A 20,101-nucleotide genomic window follows, 5' to 3' on the forward strand; every position below is an offset into this window, starting at 1 on the left:
TTAAAAAACTGGAACAACCGATATATAAAAGCGTCTTTAAGCCTAATAAACTAATAGTAGCTTTTAAACTCAAATCATAGCGGAAGCTGTAAAAATGTATGAAAAAATTCAGTAATTTAGTTAGTGCTATTAGTTTGACTCTATTTATTTTGGTAAATAGTGCCAATAGTGTTGCAGCTAAACCAATAGGAAATGGACTAAAGTTTGATACCAATACTCAAACTATTCAAGGACAATCGGGAGGTTCAATCGATAGTAAAGGCTGCGGTTTTATTGCTAGCTCTCCCAACTATGTAATTGATTTACCTCAACGCCTTGATTATATGCGCTTGAGTGTCCAGGCAACAGGAGGTCAACCAACTTTATTAGTAGTTGGGCCACAATCAGGAGACACTCTTTGTGCTTTGGGAGACGAAGTATCAGGATTTAAACCAGAAATTTCTGGAGTCTGGGAACCAGGACAATATCAAATCTTTATTGGCGATCGCACTGGAGCTAATTATCAGTTTACTCTAAATATTTCAACTAAATAAAAACTATATTTAATCTTCTAATTGTTGTACTGATACTTCTACCGCATCTACATCAATTGTTCCTGGAGGAGTTATGCGATGGAATTTACCTCCATCTACCTGAAGAGGTTCACCACAATTAGGACATTTAAATTCTGTATTTTTAAAACCAGTAAATTCATAACTACATACTGGACAATTATCTTGAATTAAATTACGTTTTAACCACCATTGCAAGCCCCAGAAAGCTAATACTGGTGTAATTAATAAAAAAGCTAATAAAATTAAAAACCCATTAACAATCCAGCCTAAGCCAACTGAACCTAATAAAACAGCAATTAGAATCAAAGTCAGCCAACAGCCCAAGCCAGAAATATTGTATTGAAGCAGTTTACTGAAGTTATCATTCACAGTTTTCTTTGAGGTTAATTTGTAAGTTACTTGTTTTTATCCTAGTGCAGATTGGTGGTTGTTTTGGAAAATCTAAACTTAACTGTACATATCTAAACTTTTTTCCATTGTTACTCTTATTACAATCGTGCCAGAGCAAAAGTAAAAATCACTGACCTTTATTTTGCAAACATTTCAGCTTCGGATGAGATGTTTTTTTTTGCCTCTACTCGATTCACTTTTCTTGAGTTAACCTATGTAGCACTTTGCAGTTTTAGTTTTACTCTTGACGGAGAATCATTTATGAAAAAATGGCTTGCTCAGTATGTAGGCAAGGATGTAGAGCAAACCGAATTATTTCCTCTCTTATTTCGAGGTGCTGGAGTAGCCTTAGCTTCACAATTATTAGGTGCTGGGATTAGCTATTTTACACAAGTTTTGTTAGCCAGATGGATGGGAGCAACAGACTATGGAACTTATGATTACATAATTGCGATCGCGACTTTGGTGGGTTATGTAGCAGGATTAGGATTACCCAATTCTATGTTACGCTTTATACCTGAATACACTGTCAAGCAAGATTGGGGAAGATTAAAAGGCTTAATTTTGTCTAGTTGGGGAGTAGTTCTGTTGAGTAGTTTATTACTCGCCGTAGTTGGTAGTACGACTGTTGCTTGGCTTTCTCAAATTAGCTCTCTTCCCAGCGACAGCATTAAATTTGGATTGTGGACTGTACCACTTTTGGCTTTAGTCAGACAACAACTAGAAATGACTAGAGCAAGTAAACAAATTGCTTTAGCTTATTTACCATCGGCTGTTTTTTTGCCTTTATTAGTAATTTTTGGTTCGGCTTATTATGGTCAAGAGCTTACTAGTAAATTAGCACTAATAATCACAATGGTTAGTTTAGCAGTTGTCATAATTGCTCAATTGTGGTGCTTTAAGGTTTGGTTTGAGAAAAAATGTCATGCGATCAAGTCGATTTATGTTCCCAAAGAATGGTTAGCGGTTGCTTTTCCTTTGTTACTTAATGATGGCGCACACATGATTTTATCCCAAACCGATATTCTCATGATTGGTTCAACTCTGGGTTCGTTTCAAGTGGGAATTTATACTGCTGCACTCAAAACGTCTGCTTGGGTAGGCTTTATTCTAGTTGCTGTTAATGCGATCGCAGCACCAATGTTTGCTACTCTATATACTCAGGGAAGACTGAAAGATTTACAAGAACTCGTTGCTAATATAGCTCGTTGGCTATTTTTCCCTGCTTTATTGATAGCGATCGCACTAATAATTAATGCTGATGCAGTGTTGGGTTTATTTGGAGAAGAATTTGTAGCAGGGCGTTGGGAAATGACTGTTTTGATAGCAGGACAACTAGTTAATGTTGGGGCTGGTCCGGTAGGATATATCATGCAAATGACTGGATATCATCGTCAATGCGCGTATGTAGTTTGTTGTAGTGCGTTCTTAAATCTAATTCTAAATAGTATTTTGATTCCTATGATTGGAATTTTGGGTGCTGCGATCGCAACAGCTATCACCATGGCATTATGGAATATTTGGTTGCATCAGTTAGTCGTGAAAAAGATTGGAGTTCAACCTTCAATTATTTCTGCTTTTAAACTAGGAAGATAATATCCATCGTATTAGGCATGATCATTGTACGTTCAAATAAAAATTCGCTGTAGTCAGCTAGGCTGTCTAGTCCTAAAGAATTAAGCGAAATTTCTGCTACTAACCAAATCGTAGTTTTGAATAAAAGCTTTTTCCACTTAACATTCATTAATCTTTGCCTATTTGCTAAACAACCTGTTCGCTTAAGCATTTCTTAATCTTGTTTGTAGTTATGTAAACAAAATTAACATTGTTGTGTAACAAATCGCAATATTGTTTTTACGGATTCAAGCTCAATTAAATCAATTGCCTAATTGCTATAAAACTTCAACGACTCCCCGAAACATATTCATACCGCAGGTAAACTCGTATCTGCCAGGTTTTTGGGGTGTAAATTCAATTGATGTAACTTGGTTGAGGGGTAAGGTTTGAGCGGTCTCAAAGTCAGGAAAACGTACTTCTTCAAGACAACTACTAGCATCTTGGCGGTCAAAGTTTAATCGTACTTTTTGACCCAATCGAACTACAATCTGACTGGGTTCGTAACCACCATCGACAGTAACTGTAATCTCTTGAATGTTTCCCTTTGTAGTTGCTCGTGCTGATTTAGGTTTACTTAATAAAAACCACCATAGTTCTAAACCAATCAATCCCAATCCACTAACCGTAACAATAATCTTATTACTTAATGGCTGTTCAATCCTTTGAAACTGTGCTTTAGGTTGGTTCATTTGGTGAGGCATTTGGGCGAGTGCATTACCTGAAGCAATTCCTAAGACAATTCCCAAACTTGCTATGCTAAAGGCGATCGCTTTTTTAGTTGCCATTGTTAAACCTCCTATAATATCGCTCCAGAAATTACTCCAAGCAAAAATCCAAATCCTGCCCATGTACTAAAAAAGATAATTGTTTTCATATTGGTAAGCTATTTTAGAAATTGTTTTCTTTTTCTTTTTTACCTTCTGACTTCTAAAGGGGCTGTGACTCAAACAAATATTTTCGGTTGAAAGTTACGCAAACGCAGGGCATTGGTTACCACCGATACCGAACTAAACGCCATTGCTGCACCAGCAATAATCGGACTAAGCAACCAACCGAACAAAGGATAAAGAATTCCTGCTGCAATGGGAATGCCAGCTATGTTGTAGATAAAAGCAAAGAAAAGATTTTGACGAATGTTACGAATAGTAGCGCGACTTAGTTGAATGGCAGTGATAATTCCCTGTAAATCACCAGAAATTAGAGTAATATCACTAGCTGCGATCGCGACATCTGTTCCTGTACCAATTGCCATGCCTACATCAGCTTGTGCTAAAGCTGGTGCATCGTTAATCCCATCACCCACCATTGCTACTATTTTGGCTCGGGCTTTTATTTTTTTACTCTCCCTATCTTCCCCTTTCCCTCGCTCCCCTTCTTCCTGAAGAGAAGCAATAACCGATGCCTTTTGTTCGGGGCGTACTTCAGCAAATACGCGCTCAATTCCTACTTCACGGGCAATAACTTCGGCAGTACGGCGATTATCTCCAGTTAACATGACTACTTCTAAACCCATTTTTTGTAAGGCTCGAATCGCTTTAACTGAAGAGGGTTTCACCGCATCAGCAATGCCCATAATGGCTTCAATTTTTTGCTCTACAGCAATCCAAATAACAGTTTTACCAAGATACTCCAATCGTTCCCAATCTTTTTGTAAGTCACTAGTATCAATTCTCAACTCGTTCATCCAACGATGCGTACCAATTTGTATCCATCGATCTGAGACATAACCTTGCACACCACTACCCGCGATCGCGACAAAGGAGCGAACTCTCGCTTCAAATTCTTTTGCGTCGTGTAATTCAACCTTTTGAGATTGAGCATACCTAACTACCGCTTCGGCTAGAGGATGTTCTGAATTTTTTTCTATAGATGCAGCAAGACGTAAGATATTTAATTCGTTACCATCTGTAATTCCTCGAACAGTGACAAAATCGGTTACAGTAGGTTTACCTTGGGTAATCGTTCCTGTTTTATCAAGTACGATCGCTCTTAACTTGTGCGCCATTTCCAGACTTTCTGCACCTTTGATCAGAATACCGTTTTCCGCTCCTTTTCCCGTTCCCACCATAATTGAAGTGGGAGTCGCCAAACCAAGCGCACAGGGACAAGCAATAATCAACACACCCACTGTCGTAATCAATGCCATCGTTATATTTCCCATGATGTTGTACCAGAGGATAAAAGTAGCGATCGCAATGGCAATTACCGCAGGAACAAACCATCCAGTCACGCGATCGGCTAAACTTTGAATTGGTGCTTTTGAGCCTTGTGCTTGCTGAACTAATTTGACAATCTGGGCTAGAAAAGTATCTTTACCTACTCTGGTGGCTTTAAACTTAAAACTACCAGTTTTATTAATCGTTGCGCCAATAACTTCATCTCCAGGATGCTTTTTCACAGAGACACTTTCACCTGTAACCATCGCTTCATCAATGGTGGAAGCACCTTCAACAATTTCGCCATCAACGGGAATTTTTTCCCCTGGGCGTACTAAGATAATGTCTCCAAGAATCACTTCAGCGCTCGGGATATCTATTTCTTGATGATTACGAATTACCCGTGCTGTTTTGGCTTGTAAACCAATCAATTTACGAATTGCTTCTGAAGTTTGTCCCTTGGCGCGGTTTTCTAATAATCTTCCTAGTAAAATCAAGGCAATAATTACTGCTGCTGCTTCAAAGTAGACATCAGGTGTAAGTCCCTGGGTGATAAACCATTGAGGCAAGAAGGTAGGAAATAAAGAATAACAGTAAGCTGTACCCGTACCAATTGCCACCAGCGTATCCATGGTTGCCGTATGGCGTTTTAAGGCTTTCCAAGCATTGATAAAGAAAGACGAACCGCACCAAAATAGTACTGGTGTAGTTAGTACTAATTGTAGCCAGGAATGGTGCATCCATGCAGGAATAAAATGAATGGGTAATCCTGTCATCATGGGTAGTGAACCAATCACCAGAATGGCACTGATAATACCGCTCACCCACACCTTACGAGTTAATTGGCGATTTTCAACTTGTCGTTCTCTTTGTTCTGTATCATCTTCTGGGGCAAGTATTTCATCTTGCATAGGTATAGCTGAATACCCTGCTGCATCGACTGCATTCTGAATCGCTGCTATGTCGGTTTGGCTAGGATCGTAAATAACGCTAGCAAGTTCTGCACCAAAATTAACACTACATTCATTTACACCTTGAACTGAGGCAATTGCGTCTTCAACGTTTTTGGCACAAGAGGCACAACTCATGCCTTGTAGTTTTAAATTAGTATTTTCCATTTCTCACCTCCTAGCTTGAAATTAAATAGACTGGGAGACTTTTTTTAAGTAACGGTATAACCTGCTGCTGTAATTACCTGTGCAATGGCATCAGGTGATTCTCGTGTGTCAATTTCAACCAGTTTATTTTTAGGATCGGTTGTTACAATTGCTTCTGGATCGATTGCTTTAATGGCTTTGGTAATTGTTTCTCCGAGTGTAGTAATGAGATAAAATTTTTAAGAAATGTTAAAACTATATTTTCATGAATTTGTTTTATTCGTTTTTTGCACTTCTGGTTGTCCTACTGATTTTGGGGATTGTTTTCTATTTCATTACCGCTCGCCGTTATCAATCGTCTGACTCTGTAGCTAATTCTTACGACGAATGGACTGAAGACGGTATTCTAGAATTTTATTGGGGCGAACACATCCACTTGGGTCATTATGGTTCACCACCGCAACGAAAAGATTTTATCACTGCAAAACTTGATTTTGTTCATGAAATGGTCAAATGGGGAGGTTTAGATCGATTACCTCGTGGCACAACTCTTTTAGATGTTGGTTGTGGTATTGGTGGAAGTAGTCGTATTTTAGCCCAGGATTATGGTTTTTCTGTCACAGGTGTAACTATTAGTCCTCAACAAGTCAAACGCGCCCAGGAGTTAACCCCTGAAGGAGTTGATGCCAACTTTTTCGTAGATGATGCTATGCAACTGTCTTTCCCCGATGCTAGTTTTGACGTTGTTTGGTCGGTTGAAGCTGGTCCCCATATGCCAGATAAAGCTGTTTTTGCTCAAGAATTAATGAGAGTATTAAAACCTGGTGGAATTTTGGTTGTAGCTGACTGGAATCAAAGGGATGAGCGCCAAAAACCTTTAAATTTCTGGGAAAAACCAGTTATGAAACAATTATTAGACCAATGGTCACATCCTGCTTTTTCTAGTATTGAAGGCTTTTCTGAGCTTCTAGTAGAGACAGGATTAGTTGAAGGAGAAGTAATCACCGCAGATTGGACACAAGCAACATTACCTTCTTGGTTAGATTCAATTTGGCAAGGTATAGCTAGACCTCAAGGATTAGTGCGTTTTGGTTTATCTGGTTTCATTAAATCTCTACGAGAAGTACCTACCTTATTACTGATGAGGTTAGCGTTTGGCACCGGTCTTTGTCGATTTGGAATGTTTCGCGCTGTAAGAACTAATTCTTTAGAGCAAACCAGTAAAACTGTTTCCCAACAAACTGCTCAAGTTTAAATATCATACTTTTAGCTCTTGAACAGCGATCGCTATTGAGCCAACCTGAGATAAGTAAAAATCTAGTAACGCATACTATTTGCGATCGCTATGCTGGAGAGTTTAATCTCCCGTAAATAGTATTTTAATGGAGGAAGCGATAGAAACTCCATAACGTTCTAGAATACGTAGTTGACTGTCTACACATTTGACATCGCTCTCCTTCAATGTGTAGTAAGGGAACACAGCGATAAAACTTCCCTACAGTAATCATCTATATTAATAGAGTAACAACAATTTCCTGGTTTAAATCTTAAGTAAGCATAAAAATACTAAGAAATAGACATTAAATTATTAAAGTTCTTTCTCTCAATTAGAAGTATTATTACGATTACCTTCCCAATCTGGACAATTTTCATCATCCCAACCATAAGGATGCATGGCGCAAACTAATAAATTCTCTCCGTAGACTACACCATGATAATTACAACAACCAATACAAGCAGGATGATGTTTGGCGGTAGGTAATTCTTGACGCATGAAAATAAATTCTGAATCATTCGTCAGAGCTTCTAAATCTTCAAACAGAATTTCTTCTACTTCACTACCAGCCTCAATAATCAACTCAAAAAAATCTTGTACGTATTGATCTATTTCGATAATAATAGTTTCTTGTACTTGTTCAACAACAGTTTCTATTTTTTCACCAACTTCATCTGTAAAACTTTCTACTGCTTTACCAACTTCTTCAAAAAACTGTTCAACTTCTTCTGCTGCCGTTGCTAAAATCTTCCACCAGTCTGTCATTTTTCTTGATTAACCAGATTATTTTAATTAATCGACTTTATTCTTGTTTTAAACGACGTAATTCTGCTTGCAAAGATTCAACTTGCTCGCGTAAATTATCAATTTTAGGTTGTGAATTTGCTTGATTATTTTCCTCTTCGTCAGAAAGAATTTCAATTTGACGAGGTTGCTTAGGTTTTGTATCTTCTTGAGCAGGATTAACACTGTCTTGTTGAGCTTGTCTAACCAAATCATCAACAAATTTACGCGCTTCTTCTGTGTTAAGCTCTCCTCTAGCAATCATTTCATCAGCTAATTTTTGAGCTTGACTTCTAAGTTCATTAATAGTGGCACCAGCTTTTTCTTGGGCATAAGAAGCAACTCCTACTCCCAAATAAAATGCTTTTTTTACCAAATCGTCAAAACCAGGCATAATCATTTCCTTTTTGGTAACTCGAATTACTCCTATTTACAGGATAGAGGGCAAAGGGAAAAACTGGCTATCTATTTCTAGTTTTATAGGAAAATATGATCTACAAAAAAATCCAGCTACAAATTTAAATCAGTTAGCTGGAATGATTTTAAGTTTTCTTGATACTCTGATTTTATTACTTTGGTAATTGAGGTGCAATCAAAGCAGGAGATTGCCAGGTATTTAAAAGACTAGCATTAAGCAATGGTTCTTGTTGTTGTACGATTACAGGTAAAGCAGATCTGACTTTGGATGCTACTTCTACAGTTTTCAAATCATAAGTACTAGTAACTAGCTTAGGATACAAACCGATCGCAATAATCGGAATTAACAAACAAGCAGTAATAAAGATTTCTCTTGGTTGAACATCTGCTTGATAATTGTCAATTTTGAGTTGAGGGTTACTTTCTCCATAAAAAACTTGACGCAACATTGAGAGGAGATAAATTGGAGTTAAAATCAAACCTACGGCAGTTAAGAATGTTACTCCTACTTTGAAAGCAGAGCTATAAACATCGCTAGTTGCCACACCGAGGAAGATTGATAATTCGCCTACAAAACCACTCATCCCTGGTAAAGCTAAAGAAGCCATTGCACCTGCGGTAAATAAAGCGAAAGTTTTTGGCATTTTCTGCGCCATTCCTCCCATTTCATCCATCATTAGGGTATGGGTACGTTCGTAAGTTGTACCAGAGAGGAAGAAAAGAGCAGCAGCAATTAAGCCGTGAGATACCATTTGTAATACTGCCCCATTTAAACCGAGATCAGTAAAAGAGGCAATCCCAATTAATACAAAACCCATGTGAGAAATAGAAGAAGATGCTAATCTGCGTTTCAGATTAGTTTGTCCAAAGGCTGTAAACGCACCGTAGACAATATTAATTACACCTAAGATAACTAATAGGGGAGCAAATTTAATATGGGCGTGGGGTAAAGTTTCAACATTGAAACGAATCAAGCCATAACCACCCATCTTTAGCAATACTCCTGCTAAAATCATCGAAATTGGGGCAGAAGCTTCACTATGGGCATCGGGTAACCAGGTGTGGAGTGGAAAAATCGGTAATTTGACACCAAAAGCGATTAAAAATCCCACATAAGCCAGCAATTCTAAGGCTAAAGGATAGTCTTTTAAACCTAGTTGAGTAATATCAAAAGTTACGTTATCTCCATAAAATGCCATTGCTAAACCAGCAACTAAAATGAAGATGGAAGCTAAGGCAGTATAGAGAATAAATTTTGTTGCTGCGTATTGACGTTTTTTTCCGCCCCAAATTGAAATTAGTAAATAAACGGGAACTAACTCAATTTCCCACATTATGAAGAATAATAAGAAGTCTTGCGCTGCAAATACTCCAAGTTGCGCACTAAATAACACTAATACTAAAAAATAATATAGTTTTGGCTTATGACTCACTTTCCAAGAAGCCAAAATCGCCAAAATGGTAATTAAGCCCGATAAAATAATTAACGGCATCGATAAACCATCGACACCGACTGACCAATTTAATCCTAATTGAGGAATCCAAGAATAGGTTTCTGTAAGTTGAAATTTAGTAGTTTCAAGACTATAGTTATCCCAGAAGGCATAGACCATTAATGCTAGATCTATTAAGCCGACGCTCAAAGCATACCATCTTACGGTTTTCCCTTCTTTGTCAGGAATCAGGGGAATTACAAGCGAGGCGATTAAGGGAAAAATAATTGTGGCTGTTAACCACGGAATTTGAATAATTTCCATAATGTTAAGCACATATACTTAATGCTATTTCTTGATATTATATTAAGTTTTGTAAATAAATGACAAGTTAAAAATACAAAAATGGAGATTTTTATCGCTTAAACTTTGACTGAAACAACTAGAACTTATACCAGTTGAGCGCTGGGAAGCTTGGTCTTCAATTGCAGTGTTAGAAGTTGTTACAATATCATTTAGTAGTAAATTAGGTTTTGCTTCGTTATATATTTCTGCCATTGATAGCTTTTTTCTCGGTCGCCTTCGGCGCAGCGAAGCTGGCCGCGAACGAAGGGAGTGAACCCCTCGCTCGTTGCGACTGCGAACACGCTTCCCGAAGGGTGGCATAGCCTAGTGCGTCGAAGACTAGCAGACCCCTTTTACTGAACTACGATTATGAATTAACGTCTAAAGTAATGCATCGTCCACATTTTTGTGTGAAAATTATCTGACTGAAAAGCTTCGATTAATTAAATATGCGTTATTTTGTTTGTTCAAAAAAACAATATACACTTTGTTTTATTTTAAAAAATATTAAACCTGAAAGATTTTATAAGTTGAATTTTAGATAGAACTTGAATTTAGTTAAAATTTAAAAATATAATGCAATGAGAGTTAAAAAATGGAAGAATTAATAGAACTTAGAAAAAGTATAACTTCTGGAAATTATCAAAAAGCATTAGAAATTGTTGACGAACTCGAAACAATGTCTAAAGAAGATAAAGTAGAAAGGATTTATAGCTATGCGATTATTTTATTGTTACATTTAATCAAAAAAGAGGCAGAAAAAAGAACTACTAAATCTTGGGAAGTCTCAATTAAGAATTCAGTAGAAAGAATTAATAGAATTAATAAACGACGTAAAAGTGGTGGTTATTATACCAACCAAGAAGAGTTGCAAGAAATTATTGATGATGCTGTTCTTCCTGCTTTAAGAAACGCATCTTTAGAAGCATTTGAAGGAACACGTAGCGAACAAGAAATATTACAAATAATCGATCTAGATTTAATTAAAAATAAGGCTTTAGAAATGTTAGATTACTAAAACCAATTTAACCAAGCTGGCCAATTTTGAACTAAAGAAGCTAATTCTGTATAGCCTGCTTGATTAGGATGCGCGCCATCCCCAGTCTCGACTTCAGCCATCCAAACCGATGATTTTGATAAAGTAGTTAAAACATCTAAATAAGGAATCTGCAATTCTTGACACAAAGCAGCAAAATGTTGAGCAAGAATTTGAGTACGCTGATTTTGTTCGTTATCTAAAATAGGAGGCGGACTAATCATGAGAACGGGATATTTTTGTTTAGCAGTGGTTAAAATCTGCCTTGCATTGGTAATAGATTGAGTTAATTCAACTCTTAAATGACCATTTTCTAAGGTAGTGTCGTTGGTGCCAAAAGAAAACACCAGGCGATTATCACTATAGATTGGCAATCTTCTAACTATTTCACTTTGCCATCGACGAGCAAGTTCCGTACTAGTTTCCCGACGAATTCCTAAGTTGTAGTAAGTTACTGCATAACTCTTTTGAGAGAGATTAACACACAATCTTCCTGTCCAACCAAGATGAGTAGAATCTCCCGTACCATTAACAAAAGATTCGCCTAAAAAACAAATACGGATATCATGCATAGCTTCAATCTATTTCTGACTTTGGTATAACTCTTTAAATTTTCTTTGTTGTATTTTATGGTCAACAATTGGTTGAGGATAATCGCATCTTTCTCTTTCAGATTTGGAAATTTTGCCAGTGACTAAATACTCATTGTCTACTGAACTTAATTCGGGTAACCATTGTCGAATATATTCTCCTTCAGGATCGTATTTTTGTGCTTGAGAAGCAGGATTAAAAATACGTAGAGGTTTAGGATCCATACCACTAGAAGCACTCCATTGCCAACCACCATTATTAGCGGATAAGTCTCCGTCGAAAAGTTTTTGCATGAAGTATTTTTCTCCCCATTGCCAGTTAATAATCAAATCTTTGGTTAAAAAACTAGCAACAATCATGCGACAACGATTGTGCATCCAACCTATTTCATTTAACTGACGCATGGCTGCATCAACGATAGGATAACCTGTTTTGCCTTCACACCAAGCTTGAAAATAATCTTCGTTATTCTCCCAAGGAAAATCTTTAAACTCTCTTCGATAAGCACCCTGTTCTAGTTCAGGAAAGAAGTACATACAATGTTGATAAAATTCTCGCCAAGCTAATTCCTGTTGCCAAGAACGAATATTATCTCTAGTTTCATCGCTGCGACAGTTTTCATGAGCTTCTGTACTAGCTTCCCACACAGTCCGAATTCCAATCGCACCAAATTTTAAGGCTGCACTTAGTTGAGATGTACCGTCTACGGCAGGATAGTTTCTTTGTTCGTCATATTCGTTGATCGCACGAGAACAAAATTCTACTAATCTTTCTTTAGCTGCCGTTTCTCCAGGTGCAAGAATTAACGGGTTATCCCAAATGTAACCTAAATCTTTGGCGGTAGGTAAATTAATGACTCCTGACTGTTGAGCTTGATTAAATTCTTCGTCAGTTAAATTTTCAAATTGGTTCAATTTTGTAATTGCATTCTGTTTTTTTTGCTCAATCCAGTTTTTCCAAAAAGGAGTATAAACCGTGTAGGGTTGCTGGGAAGATTTGGTTAATATTTCTCCTGGTGCGTGTAAAAGCTGATCCCAAAGAGAAGAAACTTCAATACCTTTTTCGGTTAATGCTGCTTTGACTTTTTGATCTCTAGCTTTAGCATAAGGTTCAACATCCCAATTCCAAAATACTGTCTTAGCTTGAAGGGTTTCGGCGAGTTGTGGGATGGTTTGGGTTGGTTTGCCTTTGATAATTAATAATTGACTACCTGCTTGTTGATAACTCTGCTGCAACTGTTGCAAACAGCCAATCATATAAGTAACTCTAGCTGGTGCAACGTCATCTTTGGTTAACAGATTTTCATCGAGACAAAATACCCCTACTATTTTAGAGCTTTGTTGACGGGCTGCTGCTAATCCGACATTATCAGTGAGTCTGAGGTCGCGACGATGCCAAAACAAAATTAAACTAGACATTATTACTTGATTTGTTCACCTAATTGTCTGTTTGTTCATCCTAACTAACTCTCAATAGAAAATACTTTGACCTAAAGTAAATGTTTTTTGCTGCGATTTAAGCAAATAATGTTTTGTTTAATCTTCTCTCAAATTAGTAACATTCGTTACAACAGAAAATAATAAAATAAAGTAAGGGAACTTATTTGAAATTATTGAGATGATTAGAAAATGAAAACTTACGAAAAAATTGAAATTATTCGCCCTAGTTGGTGTCAAGCCGAACAGCTAAAAATAATTTTTTTGGTGATTGTGTCTTCTTTAGCAGTAGGATTGATTCCGATTATTTATAGTGTCAGTATGTCTCAACCAGGGGATTATTCACCCATTCGAGCCACAAGTACTCAATAATTTGTGATTGATTGAAAGAAATTAAGTAGTTTATTGAGGAATAGCAAAATTTTGTTTGATTAGTAGCATAAAGGGGGCGCTATAAGATAGTCTAATTGCTACTGAACAAATTACAACTAGATACATAAGTAAATTATGACGATGCATCCTCATCTCAGAAAAGCCTTTGAGCAAAACAATGCTCTGAAAGTAATTAGTGGCTTAAATAATTTCGATGGTGCGCGAGTAGCAACGATTGTCAAAGCAGCAGCAGCAGGCGGAGCGACTTTTGTTGATATCGCTGCCGAACCTTCTTTAGTTGAAAGTATTCGTCAACTAATTAATTTACCAATCTGTGTTTCAGCCGTAGAACCCAAATTATTCGTAAGTGCAGTAGAAGCAGGCGCAGACTTAATTGAAATTGGTAATTTTGATAGTTTTTACGCTCAAGGAAGACGTTTTGAAGCACCTGAAGTTTTAGATTTAACCTACAAAACTCGCGCTCTTTTACCTGATGTAACTTTGTCGGTTACTGTTCCTCATATCTTGGCTTTAGACGAGCAAGTACAATTAGCAGAAGAATTGGTTAAAGCGGGAGCTAATATTATTCAAACTGAGGGTGGTACTAGCATTCATCCTACTCATCCTGGCGTTCAGGGATTAATTGAAAAAGCTGCTCCTACTTTGGCTGCTACTCATGCGATTTCCCGTGCAGTTGATGTACCAGTATTGTGCGCTTCTGGTTTATCAAGTGTAACTGCTCCTCTAGCGATCGCGGCTGGAGCATCTGGAGTGGGAATTGGTTCGGCAATTAATCAACTTGATAACGAAATTGCTATGGTAGCTGCTGTTCGGAGTATTGTCGAAGCTCTAGCTCATCATCATCAAGTTAGAGTCTAATAATATTTCATGAAACGGCTGTCATTGGTTTTGTTTCATCAATAATGACTAATGATTGGGTAAAAAGGATAAGCAATCTTTGAGGCAATAAGCTACTTGTTGCTGTTCCTCCGTTTCAATTCCTGGAAATAAAGGTAAAGATAATACTTCTTGGGCAGCTTGTTCGCATACGGGCAGTTGCCCTTTTTGATAGCCTAAAGATTGGTAAACAGGTTGAAGATGAAGAGGCAATGGGTAATAAACCATCGAAATTACTCCCATTTGTCCTAGCTGAGAACGAATCAGATCTCTGGTTAGTTCAGATTGATTAAATAAATCTGGGATACGAATAGTATATTGATTCCAGACGCTTTTTCCTTCAAGTAGAGTTTTAGGTAGTTTTAAAGCAGGAAGAGGTTGTAAAATTTGTTGATAATACTGGGCTGCTTCAGTACGTTGTTGATTCCACTGTTCTAAATAACGCAATTTAATTTGTAAAATAGTAGCCTGAAGCGCATCAAGACGACTATTTAATCCTGTGACGAGGTGACGATAACTTATTTTCTGATCGGATTTACGTTCTAAACCATGTTCTCTGAGTAATCTTACTTGAACAGCTATATTTTGATCATTAGTAGTTAAAGCACCAGCATCACCACAAGCACCTAAATTCTTGGTAGGGAAAAAACTAAAACAACCAATATAACCGATGCTACCTACCTTGTGATTATGCCATTCTGCTCCGATCGCTTGAGCGCAATCTTCAATCACATAAAGATTATGGCGATCGGCAATTGCCATTAACCGCGTCATATCAATCGGTTGCCCAAATAAATGCACGGGAATAATAGCTTTAGTTCTTTCTGTAATAGCTGCTTCGATTAGATTTAGGTCTAAATTAAAAGTATCGGGATTTATATCTATAAAAACAGGTTTTGCACCCACTCTAGTAATGACTTCTGCTGTGGCGATAAAAGTAAAAGAAGTAGTAATCACCTCATCACCTTGACCAATATTTAAGGCTCTTAATGCCAGATAAAGAGCATCTGTACCTGAATTACAGCCCACACATTCACTAACACCGATATAATTAGCAAACTGCTGTTCAAAATCTGTAACTGCTGTACCGCCGATATAACGACCAGATTTTAACACTGCCAAAACAGCCGTAGCTAGTTCTTGTTCAATTAGTTCGTGTTGTCTGGTTAGATCTACAGGGGGAATTTGCTTCACTGGTTTTACTCAACCTAAAAATTTATACTTATGAAACCAAATTTTGTGACTAACTTAAAGTATCGTGGATAATTTCATTGCACTCGATGTTACCGATTTAATTTTGGCACTAGGAATTATTGGCATTGCGATCGCACTTTCCCTGTGGCAAAAATTAGGTTTAGAAGGACAGTTACTTTATAGTGCAGGAAGATCATTATTACAGTTAATGGTAGTCGGGTATATTTTAGAGTTTATTTTTGCTCTTAATACTTCCTGGTCAGTCATGTTAATTATAGGAGTGATGATCTCCATTGCTACGGTTGTTACTCGTAACCGCATCGGTAAAAAGATTCAAGGTTTGTTTCCCATGATTTGGCTTTCTTTGGTTGCTAGCAGTAGTTTAACCATAGGCTATATTATCCTGCTAATTATTCAACCGCCCACTTGGTACGAACCTCAATATTTAATTCCTTTGGTGGGGATGTTATTAGGTAATGCGATGAATGGTGCTTCCTTGGCAGGAGAACGTTTAGTTAGTACCATCAAGCACAATCGTTTGGAAATTGAAACCCATTTGTCTTTAGGTGCTACTCCCAAACAAGCTATTACGACTTATCAAAAAGATGCCATTCGTGCTGGTTTAATTCCGACAATTAATCAAATGATGGTAGTAGGAGTAGTAAGTTTACCAGGAATGTTTACAGGGCAAGTTTTAGCTGGTGGTAATCCTTTAGATGCAGCTTCTTATCAAATTTTAATTCTTTTTGCGATCGCATTAACTAATTTGACGGCGACTTTCTTAATTACTGAAAGTGTTTATCGTCGATTTTTTAATCAAGATGCTCAATTAATCTAAAAATTTGCTTAGATTTTATTAACAATGGCTCAAACAACATGATGTTTTAAATATTCTTACATAATTAATTGCACTGATTAAACTAGGATTAAAACAAAAACAGTGCAGTTGGTATCCCTACTATGCAATTACAAGCTCATAACTATACTCCAGAAGAATATCTGAAGCTAGAGGAAGAAGCAGAATACAAAAGTGAGTACCGCGACGGAGCAATCATTCCCATGACAGGAGGAACGACCAATCATAATGAAATCTCAGGCAATCTGTATAGCAATTTAAAATTTAATCTCAAAAAACAAAACTATCGCGTATACATAGCTGACGTTAGATTGTGGATACCTCGCCATCGCGTCTATATTTATCCCGATGTCATGTTAATTCAGGGAGAACCTATCTATGCAGATAAAGGTACGACTACAGTGACTAATCCTGTGATGATTGCGGAAATTCTTTCTCCTTCTACTCAAAATTACGACCAAGGAGATAAGTTTACTTATTATCGCTCGATTCCTGAAATGAAGGAATATATTTTGATTTCACAGCAAAAATATCATGTAATGCAATATGCTAAAACGGAGTCGGGATGGTTATTATCTGAATATGAAGCAGAAGAGCTTGAGATTGATTTGACTTGTGTCGATTTAAAATTGGAACTAGCAGATATTTATGCAGGAGTTGATTTTAGTAACTGATAGTCTCGTGTATTAATCAGAATTCAGAAGTCCGAATCAAGTTAATAAGAATTACTATTGTTTAAATTTAAAGCAGCTTAGATTGTTACAGAGTTAGTGATAGAAGTGCTGCTTTGTTGGTTGAAACCATCGAATCTTTTGGCTAAATCTGGCAGGTTAACCTGTTGCAATATTTGCTCAAGTTCTTGATCGCTAATACTATAGCTGTTTTTAAAGATACTTTATTTGTTATCCAAAAAGAATTCCAAGACAAGAATGAGCAACTGATTCGACAAAAATTTCTTGTCTATTTTTTGCCTCTAGTTTTGATTTTCGGCTATTTAAGTAAACTTTATTCTCTTATAAAGTATCTGGAGAGCTTGAAAAATCATTTTTATACCTATAATCTTACGAATGGATATTACGTTTGAAACATTTACTGTCAATGGTTTTAATGTTGAATCTAAACTATGGCACTACGTCTTAGGGTTAGGACACAATAACCTTGTAAGGGCGATTCGCGAATCGCCCTTACGATCAATGTAATATCCTAATCTTTTTTTGTACTGCTATAAAAAAATAATTAACGTTTTTTTGATACTGAAATTTACCTGTGTATTAATTGGTTTTCTAACAAGCAACAGTTTTATCTATAATAAAATTTACTGCTTTTTTTTGAAAAAATTTTAATAAAATTTATAATTGACCGCTATCAACAACATGAATAATTATTTTGCTACAGTTGCTCGTGGTTTAGAAGAAATTGCTGCTCAAGAATTAGAAAAAATAGGAGCAAAAAATGTTCGTCCAGATTTTACTGGAGTTTATTTTCAAGGAGATCAAACTTTACTTTATCGAGTTAATCTTTGGTCGAGAATAATCTTTCGAGTTTTAGTTCCAATTGCTGAGATAAAAAGTTATAATGCCGAGCAATTGTATCGCAATGTTCAGAATATTGATTGGTCAGAATATCTAAATCCAGAGATGACTTTAGCTGTTAATTGTACAGGAAAAAATTCTAATCTCAATCATACTCATTTTACAGCATTGCAAATAAAAAATGCCATTGTTGACCAACAACAAAAACAATTTGGTGAACGTTCCAATATTCAAACCGATCATCCTGATTTATTAGTTAATGCTCATATTAATAACAATTTTTGTACGATTAGTTTAGATAGTTCTGGTTCGAGTTTACATCGCCGAGGTTATCGTCCTGCGATGGGACTAGCACCTTTAAAAGAAACTCTAGCTGTTGCCTTATTAGACATGGCAGAATGGAAACCTAATTTACCTTTTTTAGACCCTTTATGTGGTTCGGGAACTTTACCTATTGAAGCAGCTTTAAAAGCTTTAAATATTGCTCCAGGATTGTCGAGAAAATTTGGTTTTCAATCGTGGTTAGATTTCGATTCAACTCTTTGGCAACAACTTATTACTGAAGCAAAAAACAATCAATTAACTCAACTTCCTCAACCAATTTTTGGAAGCGATCGCGATGCTGATGTAATTGAACTAGCACAAATTAATGCTCAAAATTGTGGTTTAGAAAATCAAATTGAATTTTATCAACAAGAATTAGCAACCATTGAAGCACCAACTTCAGAAGGCGTTATTATCTGTAATCCTCCTTACGGACAAAGAATAGGAAATACAGAAGAGTTAGGAGAACTATACAAGTTATTAGGAGATATTTTTAAACAAAGATTTAAAGGATGGACAGCTTATGTTTTAACAGGCAATAAAGAATTATCTAAAAAAATTGGCTTAAGAACTTCTCGCCGTCTTGCTGTTTACAATGGTTCGATTCCTTGTACTTTACTAAAATATGAATTGTATTAAGTTATATTATTTAAAAAATTGATTACCTAATAACAAAATATTTGTACGAGTTTGAATTATGATTTCATCAAATATTAAACAAATACTTATTCCTAATTTCTTTAATGCCGAAGAAGTAGATAAAGTGTACCGAGTACCTTATCAACAAAGAGCAAGAGAAGCCAAACTTTGGGCAAAAGAATATGATATTCAATCAGCATTAGAAGATAAAACCCGTGTTTGTCTATTATTAATCGATGTACAAAATACCTTTTGTCTTCCCGACTTTGAATTATTTGTTGGTGGTAAATCGGGAATAAGTGCTGTAGAAGATAACGTGCGGTTGTGCGAATTTATCTATCGTAATTTAAATGTAATTACCGAAATTATTCCGACGATGGATACTCATACAGCAATGCAAATTTTCCATCCAATTTTTTGGGTTGATAAATTAGGTAATCATCCCGAACCCGCCACCATGATTAGTTTAGAAGATGTTCAAACAGAAAGATGGAAAGTTAATCAAGCGATCGCATATAGTTTAACTAATGGTGATTACGAAAAATTAGAAAAATACGCTCTACATTATGTAAAAAAACTGAGTGAAGATGGCAAGTATCCTTTAACAATTTGGTTTTATCATTCCATGTTAGGAGGCATCGGACACGCTTTAGTTTCGGCAGTAGAAGAAGCAATTTTTTTTCATAATCTTGCTAGAAATAGTCAAACTCATTTTGAATTAAAAGGTAGTAATCCCTTAACCGAAAATTATTCGGTTTTGTGTCCCGAAGTCTTAAGCGATGCTGATGGTAAATCCATAGCTAATAAAAATACTAACTTAATTCAAAAATTACTTGATTTTGATGCAGTAATTATTGCAGGACAAGCTAAAAGTCACTGTGTTGCTTGGACAATTGACAACTTATTAACCGAGATTCAAACAATAGATATTAACTTATCTAAAAAAATTTATTTGTTAGAAGATTGTACTTCTCCTGTTGTTATTCCTGGAATTATAGATTTTACCGAGCAAGCTAATTTAGCTTTTCAACGTTTTGCCGATGCAGGAATGAATATTATTAAATCGACATCTTCTTTAGCTTTAAATTAATTATTCTTAGTTAAAAGAAGTTGTTATGAATTCAAGAGACTGCTAAATTTACTTGAAAAACGAAAA

At 36.4% G+C, this 20,101-nt stretch carries 20 protein-coding genes; 10 read left to right on the top strand and 10 right to left on the bottom strand.

Annotated elements, in window-relative coordinates; translation table 11 throughout:
* Positions 1-98 precede the first annotated feature (98 nt).
* Complete coding sequence (locus tag STA7437_RS20690) at positions 99-533, top strand: hypothetical protein (protein ID WP_015195337.1); 435 nt, start codon at positions 99-101, stop codon at positions 531-533.
* Between the two features lie 9 nt (positions 534-542).
* Here the strand turns inward: STA7437_RS20690 and STA7437_RS20695 are convergent, their stop codons facing one another.
* Positions 543-923: a hypothetical protein gene (locus tag STA7437_RS20695; RefSeq protein ID WP_015195338.1), complete on the bottom strand. Its 381-nt coding sequence runs from the start codon at positions 921-923 to the stop codon at positions 543-545.
* Between the two features lie 282 nt (positions 924-1,205).
* Between STA7437_RS20695 and STA7437_RS20700 the strand changes: the two genes are divergently transcribed.
* Positions 1,206-2,540, top strand: coding sequence for an oligosaccharide flippase family protein (locus STA7437_RS20700; protein ID WP_015195339.1), 1,335 nt, complete (start codon positions 1,206-1,208; stop codon positions 2,538-2,540).
* Here STA7437_RS20700 and STA7437_RS20705 read toward each other — a convergent pair.
* The 3 genes from STA7437_RS20705 to STA7437_RS20715 all read right to left on the bottom strand — a co-directional run bounded on the left by STA7437_RS20705 (position 2,524) and on the right by STA7437_RS20715 (position 5,835).
* Complete coding sequence (locus STA7437_RS20705; RefSeq protein ID WP_015195340.1) at positions 2,524-2,730, bottom strand: hypothetical protein; 207 nt, start codon at positions 2,728-2,730, stop codon at positions 2,524-2,526. The two genes, STA7437_RS20700 and STA7437_RS20705, sit on opposite strands and share 17 nt — an antisense overlap.
* 106 nt (positions 2,731-2,836) lie before the next feature.
* Positions 2,837-3,346, bottom strand: coding sequence for a cupredoxin domain-containing protein (locus tag STA7437_RS20710; protein ID WP_015195341.1), 510 nt, complete (start codon positions 3,344-3,346; stop codon positions 2,837-2,839).
* A gap of 158 nt (positions 3,347-3,504) precedes the next feature.
* The gene (locus tag STA7437_RS20715; RefSeq protein WP_015195342.1) at positions 3,505-5,835 is read right to left on the bottom strand and encodes a heavy metal translocating P-type ATPase; all 2,331 of its coding nucleotides are present in this window, start codon (positions 5,833-5,835) and stop codon (positions 3,505-3,507) included.
* 244 nt (positions 5,836-6,079) lie between these two features.
* Here STA7437_RS20715 and STA7437_RS20720 point away from each other — a divergent pair, with 244 nt between their 5' ends.
* A complete protein-coding gene (locus STA7437_RS20720) occupies positions 6,080-7,069 on the top strand; it encodes a methyltransferase domain-containing protein (protein WP_015195343.1) in 990 nt (329 codons plus the stop codon).
* Between the two features lie 348 nt (positions 7,070-7,417).
* Here the strand turns inward: STA7437_RS20720 and STA7437_RS20725 are convergent, their stop codons facing one another.
* The 3 genes from STA7437_RS20725 to STA7437_RS20735 all read right to left on the bottom strand — a co-directional run bounded on the left by STA7437_RS20725 (position 7,418) and on the right by STA7437_RS20735 (position 10,047).
* A complete protein-coding gene (locus STA7437_RS20725) occupies positions 7,418-7,855 on the bottom strand; it encodes a hypothetical protein (RefSeq protein WP_015195344.1) in 438 nt (145 codons plus the stop codon).
* A gap of 37 nt (positions 7,856-7,892) precedes the next feature.
* Positions 7,893-8,267, bottom strand: a complete 375-nt coding sequence (locus tag STA7437_RS20730) for a phasin family protein (RefSeq protein ID WP_015195345.1) — start codon at positions 8,265-8,267, stop codon at positions 7,893-7,895.
* Between the two features lie 175 nt (positions 8,268-8,442).
* On the bottom strand, positions 8,443-10,047 hold the full coding sequence (locus STA7437_RS20735; RefSeq protein ID WP_015195346.1) for an NAD(P)H-quinone oxidoreductase subunit 4: 1,605 nt from the start codon (positions 10,045-10,047) through the stop codon (positions 8,443-8,445).
* A gap of 616 nt (positions 10,048-10,663) precedes the next feature.
* Here STA7437_RS20735 and STA7437_RS20745 point away from each other — a divergent pair.
* Positions 10,664-11,086, top strand: a complete 423-nt coding sequence (locus STA7437_RS20745) for a DUF29 family protein (RefSeq protein WP_015195347.1) — start codon at positions 10,664-10,666, stop codon at positions 11,084-11,086.
* Here the strand turns inward: STA7437_RS20745 and STA7437_RS20750 are convergent.
* Positions 11,083-11,676, bottom strand: a complete 594-nt coding sequence (locus tag STA7437_RS20750; RefSeq protein WP_015195348.1) for a GDSL-type esterase/lipase family protein — start codon at positions 11,674-11,676, stop codon at positions 11,083-11,085. The two genes, STA7437_RS20745 and STA7437_RS20750, sit on opposite strands and share 4 nt — an antisense overlap.
* 9 nt (positions 11,677-11,685) lie before the next feature.
* On the bottom strand, positions 11,686-13,113 hold the full coding sequence (locus STA7437_RS20755; RefSeq protein WP_015195349.1) for an FAD-binding domain-containing protein: 1,428 nt from the start codon (positions 13,111-13,113) through the stop codon (positions 11,686-11,688).
* Between the two features lie 210 nt (positions 13,114-13,323).
* On the opposite strand from STA7437_RS20755, the gene STA7437_RS20760 reads away from it, so the two are divergent.
* Together STA7437_RS20760 and STA7437_RS20765 are read left to right on the top strand one after the other, a co-directional pair.
* Positions 13,324-13,503 (top strand): hypothetical protein, encoded by a 180-nt coding sequence (locus tag STA7437_RS20760; RefSeq protein WP_015195350.1) that lies wholly within the window; start codon positions 13,324-13,326, stop codon positions 13,501-13,503.
* A gap of 135 nt (positions 13,504-13,638) precedes the next feature.
* Positions 13,639-14,382: a DUF561 domain-containing protein gene (locus STA7437_RS20765; protein ID WP_015195351.1), complete on the top strand. Its 744-nt coding sequence runs from the start codon at positions 13,639-13,641 to the stop codon at positions 14,380-14,382.
* 48 nt (positions 14,383-14,430) lie between these two features.
* On the opposite strand, the gene STA7437_RS20770 is transcribed toward STA7437_RS20765, so the two are convergent.
* The gene (locus STA7437_RS20770) at positions 14,431-15,594 is read right to left on the bottom strand and encodes a DegT/DnrJ/EryC1/StrS family aminotransferase (RefSeq protein ID WP_015195352.1); all 1,164 of its coding nucleotides are present in this window, start codon (positions 15,592-15,594) and stop codon (positions 14,431-14,433) included.
* Between the two features lie 64 nt (positions 15,595-15,658).
* Here STA7437_RS20770 and STA7437_RS20775 point away from each other — a divergent pair, with 64 nt between their 5' ends.
* The 4 genes from STA7437_RS20775 to STA7437_RS20795 all read left to right on the top strand — a co-directional run bounded on the left by STA7437_RS20775 (position 15,659) and on the right by STA7437_RS20795 (position 20,035).
* Positions 15,659-16,432, top strand: coding sequence for an ABC transporter permease (locus STA7437_RS20775; protein WP_015195353.1), 774 nt, complete (start codon positions 15,659-15,661; stop codon positions 16,430-16,432).
* A gap of 122 nt (positions 16,433-16,554) precedes the next feature.
* The gene (locus STA7437_RS20780; protein WP_015195354.1) at positions 16,555-17,124 is read left to right on the top strand and encodes a Uma2 family endonuclease; all 570 of its coding nucleotides are present in this window, start codon (positions 16,555-16,557) and stop codon (positions 17,122-17,124) included.
* A 699-nt stretch (positions 17,125-17,823) separates the two neighbouring features.
* On the top strand, positions 17,824-18,945 hold the full coding sequence (locus STA7437_RS20790; RefSeq protein ID WP_015195355.1) for a THUMP domain-containing class I SAM-dependent RNA methyltransferase: 1,122 nt from the start codon (positions 17,824-17,826) through the stop codon (positions 18,943-18,945).
* Positions 18,946-19,003: 58 nt separating this feature from the next.
* Positions 19,004-20,035 carry a cysteine hydrolase family protein gene (locus tag STA7437_RS20795; RefSeq protein ID WP_015195356.1) on the top strand — a complete coding sequence of 344 codons (1,032 nt, stop codon included), beginning with the start codon at positions 19,004-19,006 and terminating at the stop codon, positions 20,033-20,035.
* Positions 20,036-20,101: the final 66 nt, after the last annotated feature.

It is taken from the genome of Stanieria cyanosphaera PCC 7437 (genome assembly GCF_000317575.1).
Classification (GTDB): Bacteria; Cyanobacteriota; Cyanobacteriia; order Cyanobacteriales; family Xenococcaceae; genus Stanieria; species Stanieria cyanosphaera.

Coding starts and splice junctions, on each gene's coding strand:
- STA7437_RS20690 (WP_015195337.1), top strand. CDS start 99: ATGAAAAAATTCAGTAATTTAGTTAGTGCTATTAGTTTGACTCTATTT.
- STA7437_RS20700 (WP_015195339.1), top strand. CDS start 1,206: ATGAAAAAATGGCTTGCTCAGTATGTAGGCAAGGATGTAGAGCAAACC.
- STA7437_RS20705 (WP_015195340.1), bottom strand. CDS start 2,730: ATGCTTAAGCGAACAGGTTGTTTAGCAAATAGGCAAAGATTAATGAAT.
- STA7437_RS20710 (WP_015195341.1), bottom strand. CDS start 3,346: ATGGCAACTAAAAAAGCGATCGCCTTTAGCATAGCAAGTTTGGGAATT.
- STA7437_RS20715 (WP_015195342.1), bottom strand. CDS start 5,835: ATGGAAAATACTAATTTAAAACTACAAGGCATGAGTTGTGCCTCTTGT.
- STA7437_RS20720 (WP_015195343.1), top strand. CDS start 6,080: ATGAATTTGTTTTATTCGTTTTTTGCACTTCTGGTTGTCCTACTGATT.
- STA7437_RS20725 (WP_015195344.1), bottom strand. CDS start 7,855: ATGACAGACTGGTGGAAGATTTTAGCAACGGCAGCAGAAGAAGTTGAA.
- STA7437_RS20730 (WP_015195345.1), bottom strand. CDS start 8,267: ATGCCTGGTTTTGACGATTTGGTAAAAAAAGCATTTTATTTGGGAGTA.
- STA7437_RS20735 (WP_015195346.1), bottom strand. CDS start 10,047: ATGGAAATTATTCAAATTCCGTGGTTAACAGCCACAATTATTTTTCCC.
- STA7437_RS20745 (WP_015195347.1), top strand. CDS start 10,664: ATGGAAGAATTAATAGAACTTAGAAAAAGTATAACTTCTGGAAATTAT.
- STA7437_RS20750 (WP_015195348.1), bottom strand. CDS start 11,676: ATGCATGATATCCGTATTTGTTTTTTAGGCGAATCTTTTGTTAATGGT.
- STA7437_RS20755 (WP_015195349.1), bottom strand. CDS start 13,113: ATGTCTAGTTTAATTTTGTTTTGGCATCGTCGCGACCTCAGACTCACT.
- STA7437_RS20760 (WP_015195350.1), top strand. CDS start 13,324: ATGAAAACTTACGAAAAAATTGAAATTATTCGCCCTAGTTGGTGTCAA.
- STA7437_RS20765 (WP_015195351.1), top strand. CDS start 13,639: ATGACGATGCATCCTCATCTCAGAAAAGCCTTTGAGCAAAACAATGCT.
- STA7437_RS20780 (WP_015195354.1), top strand. CDS start 16,555: ATGCAATTACAAGCTCATAACTATACTCCAGAAGAATATCTGAAGCTA.
- STA7437_RS20790 (WP_015195355.1), top strand. CDS start 17,824: ATGAATAATTATTTTGCTACAGTTGCTCGTGGTTTAGAAGAAATTGCT.
- STA7437_RS20795 (WP_015195356.1), top strand. CDS start 19,004: ATGATTTCATCAAATATTAAACAAATACTTATTCCTAATTTCTTTAAT.